This window comes from Isoptericola variabilis (genome assembly GCF_050311655.1).
Taxonomy (GTDB): Bacteria; Actinomycetota; Actinomycetes; order Actinomycetales; family Cellulomonadaceae; genus Isoptericola; species Isoptericola variabilis.
Genome location: NZ_JBNOZM010000003.1, coordinates 292,004 through 308,795, shown reverse-complemented (window position 1 = coordinate 308,795; position 16,792 = coordinate 292,004). Strand labels below are relative to the sequence as shown.

The 16,792-nt window shown below is 72.3% G+C and carries 7 protein-coding genes; 4 read left to right on the top strand and 3 right to left on the bottom strand.

Annotated elements, in window-relative coordinates; all coding sequences use genetic code 11:
• The first annotated feature begins 235 nt into the window (after positions 1-235).
• Entirely contained in the window at positions 236-8,050 is a 7,815-nt protein-coding gene (locus ACQP60_RS08555) for a DUF5979 domain-containing protein (RefSeq protein WP_429730715.1), read from the top strand.
• A gap of 89 nt (positions 8,051-8,139) precedes the next feature.
• Positions 8,140-8,457, top strand: coding sequence for a GlsB/YeaQ/YmgE family stress response membrane protein (locus ACQP60_RS08550; RefSeq protein ID WP_429730712.1), 318 nt, complete (start codon positions 8,140-8,142; stop codon positions 8,455-8,457).
• Between the two features lie 16 nt (positions 8,458-8,473).
• Here the strand turns inward: ACQP60_RS08550 and ACQP60_RS08545 are convergent, their stop codons facing one another.
• Both ACQP60_RS08545 and ACQP60_RS08540 read right to left on the bottom strand, forming a co-directional pair.
• Positions 8,474-9,556 carry an AI-2E family transporter gene (locus tag ACQP60_RS08545; protein WP_429730709.1) on the bottom strand — a complete coding sequence of 361 codons (1,083 nt, stop codon included), beginning with the start codon at positions 9,554-9,556 and terminating at the stop codon, positions 8,474-8,476.
• A gap of 339 nt (positions 9,557-9,895) precedes the next feature.
• Entirely contained in the window at positions 9,896-10,315 is a 420-nt protein-coding gene (locus tag ACQP60_RS08540) for a transferase (protein WP_429730707.1), read from the bottom strand.
• Between the two features lie 169 nt (positions 10,316-10,484).
• Between ACQP60_RS08540 and ACQP60_RS08535 the strand changes: the two genes are divergently transcribed.
• Together ACQP60_RS08535 and ACQP60_RS08530 are read left to right on the top strand one after the other, a co-directional pair.
• Positions 10,485-11,492, top strand: coding sequence for a LacI family DNA-binding transcriptional regulator (locus tag ACQP60_RS08535; RefSeq protein ID WP_429730704.1), 1,008 nt, complete (start codon positions 10,485-10,487; stop codon positions 11,490-11,492).
• Between the two features lie 150 nt (positions 11,493-11,642).
• Positions 11,643-14,624, top strand: coding sequence for a fibronectin type III domain-containing protein (locus ACQP60_RS08530; RefSeq protein ID WP_429730701.1), 2,982 nt, complete (start codon positions 11,643-11,645; stop codon positions 14,622-14,624).
• Positions 14,625-14,644: 20 nt separating this feature from the next.
• Here the strand turns inward: ACQP60_RS08530 and ACQP60_RS08525 are convergent, their stop codons facing one another.
• Positions 14,645-16,780, bottom strand: coding sequence for a hypothetical protein (locus ACQP60_RS08525; RefSeq protein ID WP_429730699.1), 2,136 nt, complete (start codon positions 16,778-16,780; stop codon positions 14,645-14,647).
• Positions 16,781-16,792: the final 12 nt, after the last annotated feature.

Here is a 16,792-nt window from a genome sequence, read left to right as displayed (position 1 = left end):
TCGTGCTCCGACGCCCTCACCTCGACTGTCGCCGTCCTGCGGTGCGCTCGCTCGCGCAGCGGCATCCCGCCCGCGATCCGGGCGTTCCCGACCATTGCGGACGAACCGCCGTTCGCCGAGCCATGTCCCCCGATGTCTGACACCTTCGGAGATGGTGCCTGCGCACAGCGTCGCGCGCGGGCGGTTTGCACCGATGTGTGGAGGGGCACTGATGGTGGAAGGTCGCAGGTCTGCGATGACCAGGGCACGTCGTCACGCGCGGGAGCGCGCGCGCAGAAGGATCCGGCGCGGCGCGTCCGTGCTCGGCGTGCTCGCGCTCGGGCTGGCAGGCGCAGTCATCCCGGCGACCACGGCGTCTGCCGCGAGCTGGGGGATCCAGAAGATCGTCACCAGCGAGGGGCCGTACCAGCCGGGCCAGCAGGTGCAGTTCGCGATCCAGATCTCCTGCTCGGACCCGAACGCCCAGCCCTGCACCAACAGCGTCATGACGGACGAGCTCCCCGAGGGGCTGATCCTCGTCGACGCGAGCGTCTCGACGGGCGACGGCGACTTGGACGTCGACACCGACACCAACACCGTCACCTACTCCGACGACACCGCCCCGAACGGCTCGCAGGCGGTCATCACCGTCACGGCGCAGGTCGACCCCGACCTGCCCTACAGCGCCAACGGGGTGCCCATCACCAACACGGCGACCGTCGACGGCGACAACACCGACCCGGCGACCGCCGACGCGACCGTCACGCCCGTCGTCGACCTGGAACTGGGATCCGAGACGACCAAGTCGATCGATCCCGAGGGGGCGCTCGCGGCGCCCGGCACCGCGGCGACGATGACGATCGGCGCCACGAACACGTCGAACGACCCCGTCGACACGCTGGTGATCCAGGACCCGGTCGACCCGACCGCCGACCCCAACCCGTTCACCTACCTCGAGTACACCGGCACGGGCGACATCACCATGCCGCCGAATGCGACCGAGGTGACGCAGGAGTACTGGGACGGCGACTCGTGGGAGCCGCTGGACGACGCGGTGGACCCGTCCACCGTGCAGGGCGTGCGGTACACGTTCAGCGGTGACATCCAGCCGGGCGCCGAGGCGTCGGTGCCGGTCGAGGTGCAGCAGAGCGAGGCCGTCACCGAGCTGACGGGCCCCCTGACCGTCACCAACGACACGTCGTCGTACGTCACGCACGGCGACGACGAGTCCGACACGACGACGGCCGAGGACACCTACGTCATCACGCCGCCGAACAACTCCGTCACGGCGAGCAAGAGCTTCGACCCCGCCACCGTGAGCGCCGGCGACCCGACGACGGTGACGATCGGCGCCACCAACGCCGGCACCGCGGTGGACACGATGACGATCACGGAACCGTCGCCGGACGGTCCGAACCCGTTCACCGGTGACGACCCGCTCACCTTCACCGGCTTCGGCCCCGACGGCGACGGCACGGGGGTGCAGTGGCCCAACGGGGCCAGCGAGGCGAGCGTGACCTTCACGTGCGCCGACGGCACCTCGCCCACGGTGGAGGCCACGGCGCCGAACACCCTGCCGAACCCGCCCGCCGACTGCGTGGTCGAGGGGTTCACGGTCACCTTCACGGGCGACCTGCCCACCGGCGCCGAGGCGTCGATCCCGTTCACGGCGGACACCGACCCCGACCAGGAGGTCGAGGACGTCACGCACACCAACGAGATCACCGCGACCGTGCCCAACGCCGAGGACACGGCGTCCGCCGACCTCGTCACCCTGGTGGACCGGCTGGCGACGGAGACCGACAAGCTCATCTCGCCGTCGGAGATCCCCGCGATCCCGGGTCAGAGCGTCATCGTGCAGCTCCCGACGCAGCTCCTGCCGTTCGGGCCGGACGGGTCGACCACCAACGCGGACCAGGTCGTGATCCAGGATCCGACCGACCCGGAGAACCCTGGAGAGTGGTCGGAGAACTTCGTGCCGACCGCAGTGCGGTCCACGGACGTGCCGGCGAACTCGACGCTGACCGTCAACTACTGGGACGGCGACTCGTGGGAGCCCGCACCCGGGTGCGGCCCGTTCACCGGCCCGGACACGGTGAGCTGCGACCTGCCTGCCGACGCGCAGGGCGTGCAGTTCGTCTACGACTCCACGGGGGACGGCTTCCCGCCCGGTACCAGCTTCCAGCCGAACTTCGTCGCGGAGTACACCGGCCCCACGGATCGCGACGCCCCGATCGAGAACTGTGGCGCCTCCAGCGCGTCGTCGGGGTCGGTCTCGCCCACCGAGCCGGCCGAGGGCTGTGCCACCGTCGATCCGTTCCCCGTGGACGGCACGGGCGACCTGGACTTCATCGAGAAGACGTTCCTCGGCGAGCCGCCCGTCAGCGTCCTGGCCCGGTCCGACGATCAGGCGACGGCGCAGATCACCTGGTCCACCAACGGCTTCTCCGGCGTGGACCCGATGGTGATCTCGGACGTCGCCGACCCGCAGACGACGGAGATCCAGGACTCGTTCTACGACGCCTTCAACCTGGTGAGCATCCCCGCGATCGACAGCTCGCTGGACCCGCTGATCGAGTACGACGCGATCGTCGGCGTCGAGCTCTGGAACGGGTCGGCCTGGGTGCAGGCGACGAACTCCACCTGCACCGAGGCCACGCCGTGCGACGGCGGGATGCCCGCGGTGGACCTCACCGCGGCGGAGCAGGAGTCCACGACGTCCGTCCGGATCGTGTACACGGAGTCGCCGTCGCGGTCCACGACTCCGGCCGACCCGACCGAGCCGGCCGTCGGCGACGGCGTGGCGCGGTCCACGCTGTCGGACGGCCGGCACCTGAACCTGACGTTCCAGGTGCGGGACTACAAGCGCAGCAACGGTGACCCCGTGCTCGGGTCCACGAACGGCACCCTCTACAACACCGACGACCCCGGGCTGGTCAACGACACCGCGCGAGGAACCGGCACGTTCGACGGCAACGACTACACGGACACCGACGACGCCGACGTGCTGATCATCGACCGGCCGCTCAACGTCACGGTGAGCAAGGACTGGACGGGCGGCCCGATCTCCGTGCCCCCGGCGGACACGCCGGACGAGTTCTACCCCTCGACGACGGTCACGATCACGGGGACCAACGCCTCGGCGGCCAAGGTGGAGCAGCTCCGCCTGGCGGACCCGGTGGCCCAGGGCTCCGGCGACGTGGTGACGGCCGACGGCACCAAGCCCTTCGACGCGTTCACACTGACGGCGATCGACCTCACGCCGCCCGCGGGGGCGACGAGCACCACGGTCACGCTGCACTACGACGACGACACCACCGCGACCTTCGACGAGGCAGGCGCCGAGGCGCTCACGGCGGGGGACCTGACGGACGTCGTCGGCGTGGAGGTCGCGTACGACGGGCTGATCGAGCCGGGCGCGAGCGGCACGATGGACCTCACGCTCCAGCTGCGCGAGAACGACCGCTACACGGACCAGCCCGTGACCGTGAGCGGCTACGACCCGGTCCCCAACCGGGCCGCGGCGACGATCGACGACCCGGGCGGCGTGACGGGAGACGACGTCCGCGAGGCCGACGACGACGCCTCGATGCAGCTGCAGGACGCCGCCATCGGCCTCGAGGTGGGGAAGTCGTTCACCCCCGACACGATCGTCGAGCCCGGCACGGGCCCGGTGACGATGACGCTCACCGGCCAGCCGCTCGGCCCGTCGCGCAGCGTCGAGATGGTGCTGACCGACGACGACCCGCAGTTCTGGAACCAGTACGACTTCGTCGGGTTCGACGGCGCCAGCCTCACCGCGCCGATCCAGCAGGTGCAGGTCGACGCGTTCACGGGCGGCACGTTCACCGGTGACCCGGGATCCTCCGACCCGGTGACCGTGACCGGTGGCGCCTGGGTCGAGGGCACGCCGTCGGGAACCTTCGCCCTGCCCGCCGGGGTCGCGCCGGAGGACGTGCAGGGCCTGCGGTTCACGTTCACCCGGACGGACGGCTCGGTCTGGGAGAACCCGGCCACGCCGACGCAGAGCGTCCCGATCTCGGTCGAGCGACGCGACGAGATGCGCTCCGGCGGTCCGGTGCTGCCCGACCTGGCGGCCAACCCGCCGGGTCCCGGCGAGACGGACCCGGGCGTGGCGAGCAACTCCGTCCGGGGCACCACGACCGGCGCCGACCTCGTCGTCGACCCGGAGAGCGGCGAGCTGGTGCCGGTGAGCGCCGAGGACGAGGCCGAGGCATCGATCCTGTACCAGCACGCCACGAACGGCGTGATGATCGTCAAGGACTTCGACGGGACGGTCACCGGCGGCACCGAGGCGCCGAACGCGGTGTTCCCGATGAACATCACGGTCACCAACACGGGCGACCGGCCGATCGTCGATCCCGTGGTGACCGACCCGATGCCGGTGGACGACGAGGGCGCGCAGCTGCGTCTGGCCGACGTCGACGACCCGTACCGGTACGCGCTGACGGGCGACGACCCCGACCCCGGCACTCCGGACCTGCCCACCGACGCCGCCGACGTGACGGTCGACCAGCAGGGCGACATCGAGAGCCTCGAGTTCGCCTTTCCGGAGGGATCGGTGCTCGAGGTCGACCAGAGCTACACGATCACGGTGATGGTGAGCTTCCGCGTCACCCTGCCGCCGCAGACGGTGGTGGAGAACACCGCGGGCGTCGTCGGCGACAGGCCGTGGGACGAGTGCGAGACGCGGCTGGACGAGGAGACCGGCGCCTGCGAGGCGGACTCCGACGTGCAGTCGACCGCCACGGCCGCGCTGAGCCAGTCGAAGTTCGTCAAGGCGACCAATGACGACGAGCTCGACGTCATCGTCGACCCGGAGGCGACGAACCCCCCGGACGAGTGCACGACGAACGTGTTCGGCTTCTACGCCTACCCGTGCACGCCGGTCATCGCGCCGGGCCACGACGAGACGTGGCGGATCCGCGTGGACAACGTCGGCAACCTGCCCATGAACAAGGTGGTGCTCTACGATCGCCTCCCCACGCCGGGCGACACCGGCTCCTTCGACCCCGCGGAGCGCGGGTCGGCCTGGGCGCCGCTCCTCAACAACGACTACCCGCCGGAGCTCGTGAACGCGCCGGAGGGAGCCGAGGCGACCTTCTACTACTCGACCGTGCAGGACTACTGCATGGACGACATCAACGACCCGATCAACGAGCCGGTGTGCCCCACCGACGACCCGACCAGCGGGTGGGTGCAGCTCACCGGCGACGAGCCGGAGTCGCTCTACGAGGAGATCACCGCGTTCAAGGCCGTGATCACGTTCCCCGAGGACGAGATGTTCCAGCCGGGCGAGTTCCTCGCGCTCCAGGGCGTGACCACCACCCCGCCGACCGCTCCCGATGCCGGGGACCGCTCCATCGCCTGGAACTCCGCCGCCGCCTCGGCCGTGGCGATCGGTCCCGGCGGGAACCAGGTGCGGATGCTGCCCACCGAGGGCACGAAGGTCGGCGTCGCCACCGCCAGCGGCTCGCTCAACGTCGTGAAGTTCGCCGCCGGGCCGGGGGCGGAGTACGCACCGGACGAGTTCCAGGTGAACGTGCAGTGCACGTCCGCCGTCGGGACGTGGGTGGAGCAGGAGCTCGACCCGATCCCGATCACCGTGAGTCCGTCTAACCCGGCGACGGTCGACGACCTGCCGTACGGCGCCGAGTGCACCATCACCGAGGACGACGGGGTGAACGGGGAGACCGAGCTCATCGTCGGGACCGTGACGATCGGCGAGGAGCCGGACGTCACGGGCATCACGGCCGTGAACTGGTACGAGCTCGGCTCGCTCGAGCTGTCGAAGTCGGTCGAGAGCGACGCGGTCGACGAGAACGGCGACCCGGTCTCGTACGGGCCGTTCGAGGCCACGGTCGAGTGCACGTTCCTCGGTGAGCCGGTCTTCGCTGACGGGTACGACGCGGAGAACCCGATGGTCGTGGAGCTGGCCGGGGACGGCACGCCCGTCACCCTGACGGGCCTGCCCGTGAACGCCGAGTGCACGGTCACGGAGTCGAACACCGCGAACGCGGCGTCGACGTCGATGACGGTGACGCAGCCGGGCGAGGACCCGGTCGAGACGGACGGGCCGTCGGCCGACGTCGTCATCGTCCCGAACGATGCCGGCACGGCGGGAACCCAGCTCGTGGCGACGAACGCGTTCGAGGTCGGCGCGATCAACCTGCAGAAGGTGGTCGACGGCGAGGGCGGCCCGGCCTACGGGGCAGGGCCCTTCACCATCCAGGTGGTGTGCACCTACGACGCCGACGGGGAGGGTCCAGGCGAACCGGGAACGGTCTACGACGGCACCGTAGTGCTCGGCGGGGCCGGTCCGCTCGACGCGCAGATCGCGAATCTGCCGGTGGGTGCGGAGTGCACCGTCACGGAGATCGACGACGGCGGCGCGACCGGGTCCGTCGTGGTGCCGGACACGGTGACGGTTGGCGCCGACGAGCCCGCCGAGGTCGTCATCACCAACACGTTCGACGTCGGCACGATCGAGGTGGACAAGGAGCTCGCTGGCCTCGGCTCGCTCTACGGGCCCGGGCCCTTCGAGGTGACCCTCGAATGCACCTACGAGGGCGTCGACCTGGCGATCCCGGGTGGGGCGGTCCGCGAGTTCATGCCCGGCGACCCGGCGATCTTCGAGGGCCTGCCGGTGGGCGCCGAGTGCACGGTCACCGAGACGGACGACTTCGGCGCGTCGTCGACGACCATCGCGGTCGACGGTGGGGACCCGGTCGACGGGACGTCGGTGGACGGCGTGGTCGTGCCTCCGAACGACGAGGACGGGCCTACCGAGGTCACCGTGACCGTGGAGAACACGTTCCTCACGGCCCCCCTGCTGGTCCAGAAGACGGTGGACGGTGACGGTGCGGACTTCGCCCCGGCGATGCCGGAGCTCCCGCCGTTCCCGGAGATCCCGGACCCGCTGCCCACCGATCCCGACGAGATCGACGCGCTGATCGACGCGGCGACCGAGTGGTTCGCCGCCGCACGGCAGGCGTACCAGGACCTGCCGTACCAGGTCACCCTCGAGTGCACGGACAACCAGGGCCAGCCGGTCGAGACGATCCTCGGCGGTCCGGACCGCCGGTTCGGGCCGGGCGTCCCGGCGGTGTACTTCGGGCTGCAGGACGGCGACCAGTGCACCGTCACGGAGACGGGCATCGGCGGCGCGACGAGCGTGACCGTCGACCCGGACCCTGTCGAGATCGACGCCAACACCGAGACCGTCGACGTCGCCACGGTGACGAACACGTACGATGCCGGGTCGATCCAGGTGGAGAAGGTGCTCGACGGTGATGGCGCGCCCTTCGTCACGGCGCCGTTCGAGGTCTCCCTGGCCTGCACGTTCCAGGGGGAGGAGATCGAGGTGCCGGGCGGTGCCACCCGCACGGTGACGCCGGACGAGCCGGCCACCTACGACGGCCTCCCGGTGGGCGCGGAGTGCGTCGTGACGGAGACGGACGCGGCGGGCGCGACGTCGTCCACCGTGTCGACGGCGGTCGAGGACGGCGAGCCGGGCCAGGTCGTCGTCCCGGCCGGGGACGCCGACCCGGCGCTGATCACGGTGACGAACACGTTCGACGTCGGCTCGCTGGCGGTGGACAAGGTGGTCGACTTCGCGGGCGACGCGTACGACGTCGGGCCGTTCGAGGTGACTCTCGCCTGCACGTTCCAGGGCGAGGACATCGAGATCCCGGGTGGCGCGGCGCGCGAGATCGCGGGGGGCGACACGGTCTCCTACGCCGGGCTGCCGATCGGCGCGGAGTGCGTCGTGACGGAGACGGACGACGGGGGTGCGGCGTCGTCCACGGTCTCGACGGTGGGCGACGGCGAGCCGGGCGCGGTCACGATCGCGGCCGACCCGGCGTCGGTCACGGTGACGAACACGTTCGACGCGGTCCCGCCGCCGCCCGGCGGCGGCGACGACGGTGACGGCGGGGGCGGCTGGCTGCCCACGACGGGCGCGGACATCGCCCTGTGGGTGGGGCTCGCCGTCCTGCTCGTCGCGGCGGGCGTGATCGCCCTCGGGATCCGGCGGCGCCAGCAGCACTGATCGCGACACCGACGGCGCCGACCCTGGTCACGGGGCCGGCGCCGTCGGTGTTCCGGGAGCGTGCAGCCGGAGTCCGCCGTACGTTCGACATGGGCGCGACCTGCGCCGTCGTCGAGGAGGGGAGCACGACCGTGACCATCTCGGGCATCATCACCGCGATCATCATCGGCGCGATCATCGGGGCGCTGGGCCGGCTGTTCGTCCGGGGGAAGCAGAACATCTCGATCCTCGTGACGATCCTCATCGGGATCGTCGCCGCCCTGCTGGGCACGTGGATCGCGAGCCTCTTCGACGTGAGCGACACGGGCGGCATCGACTGGATCGAGCTGATCTTCCAGATCGTCCTGGCCGCGATCGGCGTCTCGATCGTCGCCGGGATGGGTGGCCGCCGGAAGAACGTGACCTGATCGCTGTCCGGGCTGCTCAGCCCGTCGTCGCGTCGCCCGCACGGCCGTCGTCCGTGCGGGCGCGCGCATGTCCGAGGACGTCCCGCACGATGACGGTCGCGGGCGCGGACAGCATGGCTCCCAGCAGGCCGGCGAGGACGGCGCCGACGATCGTCGAGCCGAGGTTGACGATCGGGTGCAGCCGCAGCTGGTCGGAGGACAGCTTGGTGAGCATCAGCGTCTGCACCACGTTCTGCACCACGAGGATGACGGCGAGCAGGATGAGCGCCGACGTCGGCCCCTGCGAACCCAGGGCGATGAGGACGGCGAAGGCGCCGGAGAAGATCGCTCCCAGGTACGGGATGTACGACGTCACGAAGGTGACGAGCGCGATGGAGAACGCCAGCGGCACGTCGAGCAGGATCGCGCCGAGGCCGATGAGCACCGCAGTGACCAGGCTCGACGTCGTGAGAGCGCCGAAGTAGCGGCGTAGCGTCGTCGTCGCCTCGTCGATCACGACGTCGCCGCGCGTGCTGCCGACGGACGAGTGGCGCGCCGCGAACCGCTCGATGCGGGGCCAGTCGGCCATCACGTAGAAGAGGAAGAAGACGGCGACGAAGGTGCCGACGACGAACGCCGCGGCGCTGGAGAAGACGCTCCCGAACAGGCTGGCGACGCCGCCGGCCAGGGAGCCCGTCGTCTCGCTCAGGTCGATGCCGGACAGGTCGAGCGTGGTCCCGGCGAGCTGCTGCTGGAGGGTGTCGAGGCCGCTGCCCAGCCGGTCGGCGATCTCGGCGCCCTGGTCGACGACGCCGTCGGCCGTGACCCAGACGGCGACCGCGAGGACCGCGCCCAGCGCGACGAGCACCGCGAGGGAGCCCAGGCCGCGCCGCAGGCCGAGGCGTTCGAGGCGGTCGACCACCGGGTGCAGCAGCACGCCCAGCACGGCGGCGACCACGAGGGGGACGGCGAGCCCGCTGATCGCCGACACGGCGGCGTAGACCACCACCGCGGCGGCGGCGATCCCGACGACGGCCCACCCGATCCGGCCGAGCCGCAGCACGCCGTCGCCGGGGTGCCGCGCCGTCGTCGTGGTGGGCTCGGGATCCTGGTGGGGCACGGTTCTCCTCGGGTCGGTCCCGAGCATCATCCCGCGCGGGCGCCGTCGTGCCACCGGAGCGCGAACGGGCCGGCCGCCCCGGGGACGGCCGGCCCGTGCGCGGACGGTCTATCGCTGACGCGCCTTGACGGTGGTCTCGGCAGTTCTCTCGCGCTTCTGCGCCCGCTTCTCCTTGAGGGAGAGCGCCGGCTGCTTCTTCGAGTTCTTGGCCACGGGAGTTCACCTCCACTCGCCTCCAGACGGGACGATGAACGGGCCACCATAGCAACGTCCCGCCGGGGCCGGGCGAGGCCCGCCGGCGGGACGTCGGTGGTGTCGTGAGAGGTGTCGTGGGGGAGGTCAGGCCGCCGTGCCGAAGTCCTTCCGGCGGCGTGCGCCGTGGGCGGTCTCGCCGTCGGGGATGATCGCGTCGGGCGGCACGACGACGCCGGACGGCACGCGGCTGTCGGTGCCGAGGCGCGTGCCGGAGCCGACGCGGGCGTCGTCGCCGACGACGCCGCGGACGCCGACGTGCACGTTCTCGTCCACGCGGGCTCCGCGCCCGACGACGGCGTCGACGTCGACCCAGCTGAACCGGCCCACCTTGGCGTGCGCGCCCACGCGGGCGCCGGCCTCGACGTACGCGCCGGGCCTGATCGTGGCGTCCGGGTGGACGCTCGCGTGCGGCGAGACGAAGCCCTCGCCGTTGTCGTGCCGGAGGTACCGGGTGAACTTCCCCGGCTCGTGCTCGACCTCGACCTTTCGGGGGATGCGTCGCAAGAGTGCTCCTCAGGGTGCGGGTGAATCTTGTGACATAACGCGCAAGCGGCGGCTGGTGTTCCCGGACGGCGGCACCTCGATCGAACGGCTGCGCGTTCCCGTGTGCAGTACGGTCGGGTCCTCAGCGGGGACGCTCCCAGGTGGCGCGACGACGAAAAGGAGCGTTGGCGTGCGCAGACATCGTGCGAGGCTGGCGGACGTGGCCGAGGCCGCAGGCGTGTCGATGTCGACGGCGTCGAAGGCCATCAACGGGCGCGGCAGGATCTCCGCCGCCACCCGGCGGCGCATCCTGGACAGCGCTCGCGAGCTCGGCTTCGTCGCCAGCAGCGGCCCGGGGCGGCAGCCGGTCACGTCCGTCGGGGTGCTCGCCGCCGACCTCGAGTCCCGGTTCTCGCTGCCCATCCTCGACGGCCTGGAGGACGGGCTGAGCTCGTCGTCGTCCTTCGTGCACCTCGTCAACGCCCGCGGCGACCGGCTGCGCGAGCGGCACCAGCTCAACGCGCTGCTGGACCGCCGGGTGGACGGGTTGATCGTGGTGGGCGGGCGCACCGAGGAGCGCGACCCGGTCGGCGAGGACCTGCCCGTCCCGGTCGTCTACGTGCACAGCCGGTCCCGCGACCCGCGGGACGCCTCGCTGGTCGTGGACGACGCCCAGGGCGGCCGCCTCCAGGTCGAGCACCTCGCGGCGCTCGGCCGGACCCGCGTCGCGCACCTCAGCGGGCGACCGCAGTACCGGGTGGCCGCCGACCGCAAGGTCGGCGTCGCCGAGGCGGCGGAGGCCCTGGGCCTGCACCTCGTCGCCGAGCTCGCCGACGGCCCGCGGACCGCGCTCTGGGGTCGCGCGGCGATGCTCCGCGTCCTCGAGAGCGTCGGCCGCGACGGCGTCGACGCCGTCGTGTGCGACTCCGACGCGATCGCGCTCGGTGTCATCGACCTGCTCCGCCGGGAGTCCCTGCGCGTGCCGGAGGATGTCGCGGTCGTCGGGTACGAGAACTTCGCCCCGCTGGTCTGGAATTCCGACCCGGCCATCACGAGCGTCGACATGCTGCTCGAGGAGATGGGGCGCGAGGCGGCGCGGCGGCTGCACGGCGCGCTCGCGGGCGGCGGCCTCGAGCCCGGCGTCGTCGCCATGCCCTGCGAGCTCGTGCCGCGCGGATCGACGACGCCGGGTCTCTGACACGCGGGGCCGTCCGGGCCCCGAACCCGAGTTCCTGTTGACGAGCACCACCGTCGGCGCTACCTTCAGGAAACCGCATTCCCACAATGTTGCGCACGTACAGAGAGGTACGGACGGATGAGGGCACGACGGTCAGCAGCACGATCCGCGGTGGCAGCCGCCGCCGGAGTGGCGGCCGCGCTGGCCGTCGCGGTCCCCGCGGCACCGGCCTCGGCGGGCGACGACGCCCTGCCGGCGTTCCCCGGGGCGGAGGGCTTCGGGTACGCCGCGACGGGAGGACGTGGCGGCGAGGTCTACCACGTCACGAGCAAGGAGCTCACGGGGCCCGGTACCTTCCACGACGCGCTGACCACGGCCGGCGACACCCCGCGGACGATCGTCTTCGAGGTGGCCGGGAACGTGACGATCCCGCAGATCGTCGTGCGCGACAAGCACGGCATCACGATCGCCGGCCAGACGGCGCCCGGGGACGGCGTGACGATCCGCGGCAACACGGTGCGCTTCGTCGACAGCAGCGACATCGTCATCCGGAACATGCGCTTTCGCCTCGGCTCGGCGTCCACGGACGACGCCATGTACATCGAGGACTCGCAGGACGTCATCGTGGACCACTCGTCGTTCTCCTGGGCGGGGGACGAGGTGCTGTCCATCAAGAGCAAGGACTACGACGACCCGCGGTCGAAGAACATCACGGTGCAGTGGTCGATCATGTCCGAGGGCCGGCTGACCCACTCCATGGGCGGGCTCGTCGAGATGAACACCATCTCGATGCACCACAACCTCTACGCCCACAACAACGACCGGAACCCGAAGACCAAGGGCGTCATGGACTTCGTGAACAACGTCGTCTACAACTGGGGCGACTTCCCCTACGTGGCCGGCGGCGAGTCCGGCACCAAGGGGTACGGCAACGTGGTGGGCAACTACTTCGTGGCCGGCGTGAACTCCGCGAACCCCGGCGAGGCGGTCGTGCGGGGCAACGAGAACTACCAGGTGTTCCTCGACGACAACCGGATCGACAGCGACCGCGACGGCGTGCTGAACGGCCGGGACACGGGCGCGGGGATGATCGAGGCCGCTCGCCCGGCGGTCCGTGTGGACGAGCGCTTCGCCTACCCGCCGGTGCACACCCAGAGCCCCCGCCGCGCGCTCGACCTGACGCTCGACCACGCCGGCGCCTCGGTGGTGCGCGACGCGGTGGACGCGCGCGTCGTCGACGAGGTGCGCCACCAGACCGGCGCGATCATCGGCGACGAGGCCGACGTCGGCGGCTACCCCGACCTCGACGAGGGCACCCCGGCGACCGACGCCGACCGGGACGGCATGGCCGACGACTGGGAGCTCGCGCGGGGCCTCGACCCGACGGATCCGGAGGACCGCAACGGCGACGACGACGGCGACCGGTACACGAACCTGGAGGAGTACCTGAACGAGCTCGCGGCGCCCGGCTTCCCGAAGGGGTACCCGATGACGCCGGTGGAGTGGTCCGGCGACGTCTTCGAGCCGCCGGTGCCCGAGGCCCCGGAGGTCGCCCCGACGGCGCCGCTGGAGGGCGACGCGATCCGCAGCGCCGTCGTCACGGACTCGAGCGCCGACGGGGCCGCCAACGCCGCGCTCTGGTCGATCCAGCAGGACCTGCAGGTGGGCGACTTCGTCGCCGGGGACCGGATGACCGGCAGCAAGGCCTACCGGTTCACGTCGGTGCCCGCGGAGATCCAGGGGCTCGAGTGGGTCCGGTCGGCCGTCGAGTCTCGCGCCGCCACGAACGACGACCTGCTCTCCTTCTACCTGCCCGTGGACGCGGACGTCTGGGTCGCGCACGACACCCGCGTCTCGCCGCGCCCGGCCTGGCTGACCGACGGCTACGAGGCCACGGGCCTCACCGTCGCCGACGACCACGGCGGGTCGTGGAACCTCTTCAAGGCGCGCTTCCCCGCCGGGTCGCACGTCGTGACCGGGGCCAATGCGGGCGGCACGGTGCTCAACTACTTCGTCGCCGTGGACCCGGTGCCGGGTGGGAACGAGCCGGTGGCCGCCCCTCCGGGCGACCTCCGCGCGGAGGCCTCGGGCGAGTCCGGGGTCGCGCTCTCGTGGACGGGTTCGGCCGGCGCGACGGCCTACCTCGTAGCCCGGGAGTCGCCGTCCGAGCCGGGGATGCGGATCGTCGGTACCACCGCGGGCACCTCGTTCCGCGACGCCGACGTCGAGGCAGGCGTGCCCTACCGGTACCAGGTGACGGCGGTCGGTCCGGGCGGCGCCTCCGACGCGTCGGCCCAGGTGAGCGCGCTGGTGACGTCGGGGTCGACGACGGCGCCCGCGCCCGACGACGTGGACGTCGCCGCCGCACGGAGCTACTCCGTCGACCTCGGGTGGTCCGCCGTCGACGGCGCCACCGCGTACGGCGTCTACCGCGCACCCGCGGACGGCGGCGCGTTCGAGCTGCTCGCGTACGTGCCCGACCCGGGGTTCACCGACGACACCGCGGAGCCGTCGTCGTCCTACCGCTACGCCGTGACGACGTACTCGCCGGGCGGGGAGTCGCAGCGCTCTGCCCCGGTCGCCGCCACGACGGGCGGACCGCTCGACCCGGTCGGGGCGCCGGGGCAGGTCCGGGTCCTGGAGGAGTCAGCCACGGCGGTCAGGCTGGGGTGGGAGGCTGAACCGGGCGCCGAGACGTACCGCGTGTACCGGCGGGACGGCGGGGGCGAGCTCGCCCTGGTCGGCACCACCACGGAGCCGGGGTACGAGGACGACACGATCAGTGCCTCCGTGGCCTCCTACGACTACGCCGTCACGGCGGTGAACGAGCTCGGGGAGTCGGACCGCAGCGAGGCCGTCACCGTCGCGCTGCCGGTGCCCGCGCCGCCCACCGACCTGCGGGTCGGGCTCCAGGGCGCCACGTTCACCGGGCTGGTCTGGACGTCCGCCGGCGGCGCCACCGAGTACCGCGTGCTGCGGTCGGAGGCCGGCGGCGAGCCGCAGGAGGTCGGTACGGCGAAGGTGCACACCACCTACGACCGGACCGCCGAGCCCGGGACCGCGTACACCTACCGGGTGGTGGCGGTGAACGCGGCGGGCGCATCGGAACCCTCCGCGCCGCTGGAGGTCCGCACCCTGCCGGGGGCGCCGTGACGTGACGGGACCGGCCGGCGTCAGACCGTGGCGGGGAAGCCCTCCAGCTGGACGTCCCAGCCGGAGGGAAACCCCGCCCCGCCGTCGAGGTGGGTGCGCGCCATGAGCGCGACGGCGGCGAGCAGGCCGCCGTTGCCCGGCAGGTACAGCGGCAGCGAGTCCGTCTGGTGGTTGTGGCCGTTCGGCAGCACGACGTTCTTGCCCGCCGCGTCCATGAGTGCGTCGACCGCCCACCCGGGCTCGCCGAGGCGCGTCGCGGTCATCGCCATCATGGGGTAGTCCCAGCCCCAGGTGGAGCCCCAGTCCCAGTCGCGCAGCACGTCCAGGTACGTGGCGCGCATGATGTCGGGGTCGACGAGCTCGACGTCCGGGACGATGCCCAGCGCGCCGAGCATCGAGGGGTGGTCGGCCCGGATCGTGTAGGGCTCGACGTCGACGCCGGTGTAGACGCCGTCGCGCACGTGCGGCACCACCATGCCCTCGGCGACCTCGGCCCACCGCTCCTCGCGCGGCAGGCCCAGCCGCTCGCGCCACGCGTTCGCGGTGCGCAGCGCCCAGCGCCAGTACGCCAGCTCGAACGGCGGGTTGGACATGCGGTCCCGGACGCCCGCGTAGCTCTCCTGCGCGGGCACGAGCGGCGGGCCCAGCGTGTACCCGTCCGGCCCCTCCTGGGCGAAGTCGGCCATGAACTCCGCCGTCGCGAAGACGACCTCGGCCTGCTCCCGCAGGAACGCGTCGTCGCCGGTGACCCGGTGGACCAGCTCCGAGAGGTAGACGACGTGGGGCTGCTGCCACACGAGGTGGACGCCGATCGAGCTGGGCGTCTCCCGCAGCACGGACCCGAGCTGCTTGGGCCAGCGCGCCCCGGCATAGCCCTGGGCACGCGCGGTCTCCCGGGCCAGCGGCAGCGCCTGCCGGTACCACCCCAGGCTCGGCCGCAGCAGCTCCGGGCGCCCCCACATCGGGAAGTGCGCGGCGTGCCACCAGTGCATCTCGAGGTGGAACTTGCCGCGCCACGAGCTGCACACCAGCCCGGTCTCCTGCGGCGGGAGGGAGCCCGCGCAGTTCACGGCCGTGACGTACTGCGACAGCACGACGCGCCGTTCGAGCTCGAGGGCGCGCGGGTCGTCGGTCCCCGCGAGCTGCAGGGCCGCGCCGGACTCCCAGAACCGCTGCCAGTGCTGTGCCGCCGCCCGGAGCACCTCCCGGGCGTCGCCCGCGGTCGCCGCGGTGTCCGCGTTCCCGGCCCGGGAGGGCAGCAGCACCATGTCGCCCTGGCCGTCGGTGGTGAGCTCGACGGCGACGTCCACGTCGTCCGCCGTGGGCCGCAGCACCACGCGGTGCGGCGCGACGTGCGCCAACTCCGCACCGGTCGCGACGACGTGCACCCGGTACGTCGAGTCGTCGAGCGCCCGCTCCACGAGCCAGCCGCCGGGCACGGCCCGGACGCTCGTCGAGTGGGCGTCGGGGGAGTCCCAGTCCGCGGCGTTGTGCCAGTCCGACGAGCCGTACGGGAAGTCGACGGCGATCGCGAGCCCGGCGGACAGGGCGGACGCGACGGTGACGCCGACCCGGTCTCGCGTCGGGTGGACGGCGGTCCGCACCCGCACCGGCACGCCGCGGTGGGAGAAGGCACTGTCCACCGTCCCCGACCAGAGGTCGAGCACCTGGCGGGTGTCGGCGAGGTCGTCCGGACGCAGCGCGACGAGCCGCTGGTCATCGGCGCCGTCGTCGCCGTCGGGCACCGCGACGAAGCCGATGCGGCCGAGGTCGAGGCGGTGCGGGTTGGCCCGGAACCACCGGTTGGCGTCGTATCCCGGCGTGCCTCGGCGGCTCTCCTCGAGGTACGGCACGTGGCGGCCGTCCACCGCGTGGTACCGCGTGGTCTCCTCGAGCGCGTACTCGCGCTCGCCCGGGATCGTGTGCCAGGCCCACTGCGACTGCGTGCCCAGCAGCGTCCCGGGGGCGTCCCGGTCCGGCTCGTGGCCCCGCTTGTGCACGGGGTACTCGGCGGGCATCGACTGCAGGCCCGTGAGGTCGACGGTGAAGCCGAGCTCGCCGTTCCCCACGGACACCGGGCTGCGCGGGTCCAGGGCGGTCTGCACGACGTGGTGGCGGCGCACGAGCGTGCGCCGGTCGATGGGCTGGGGGTGCACGGTGGGGCCCCT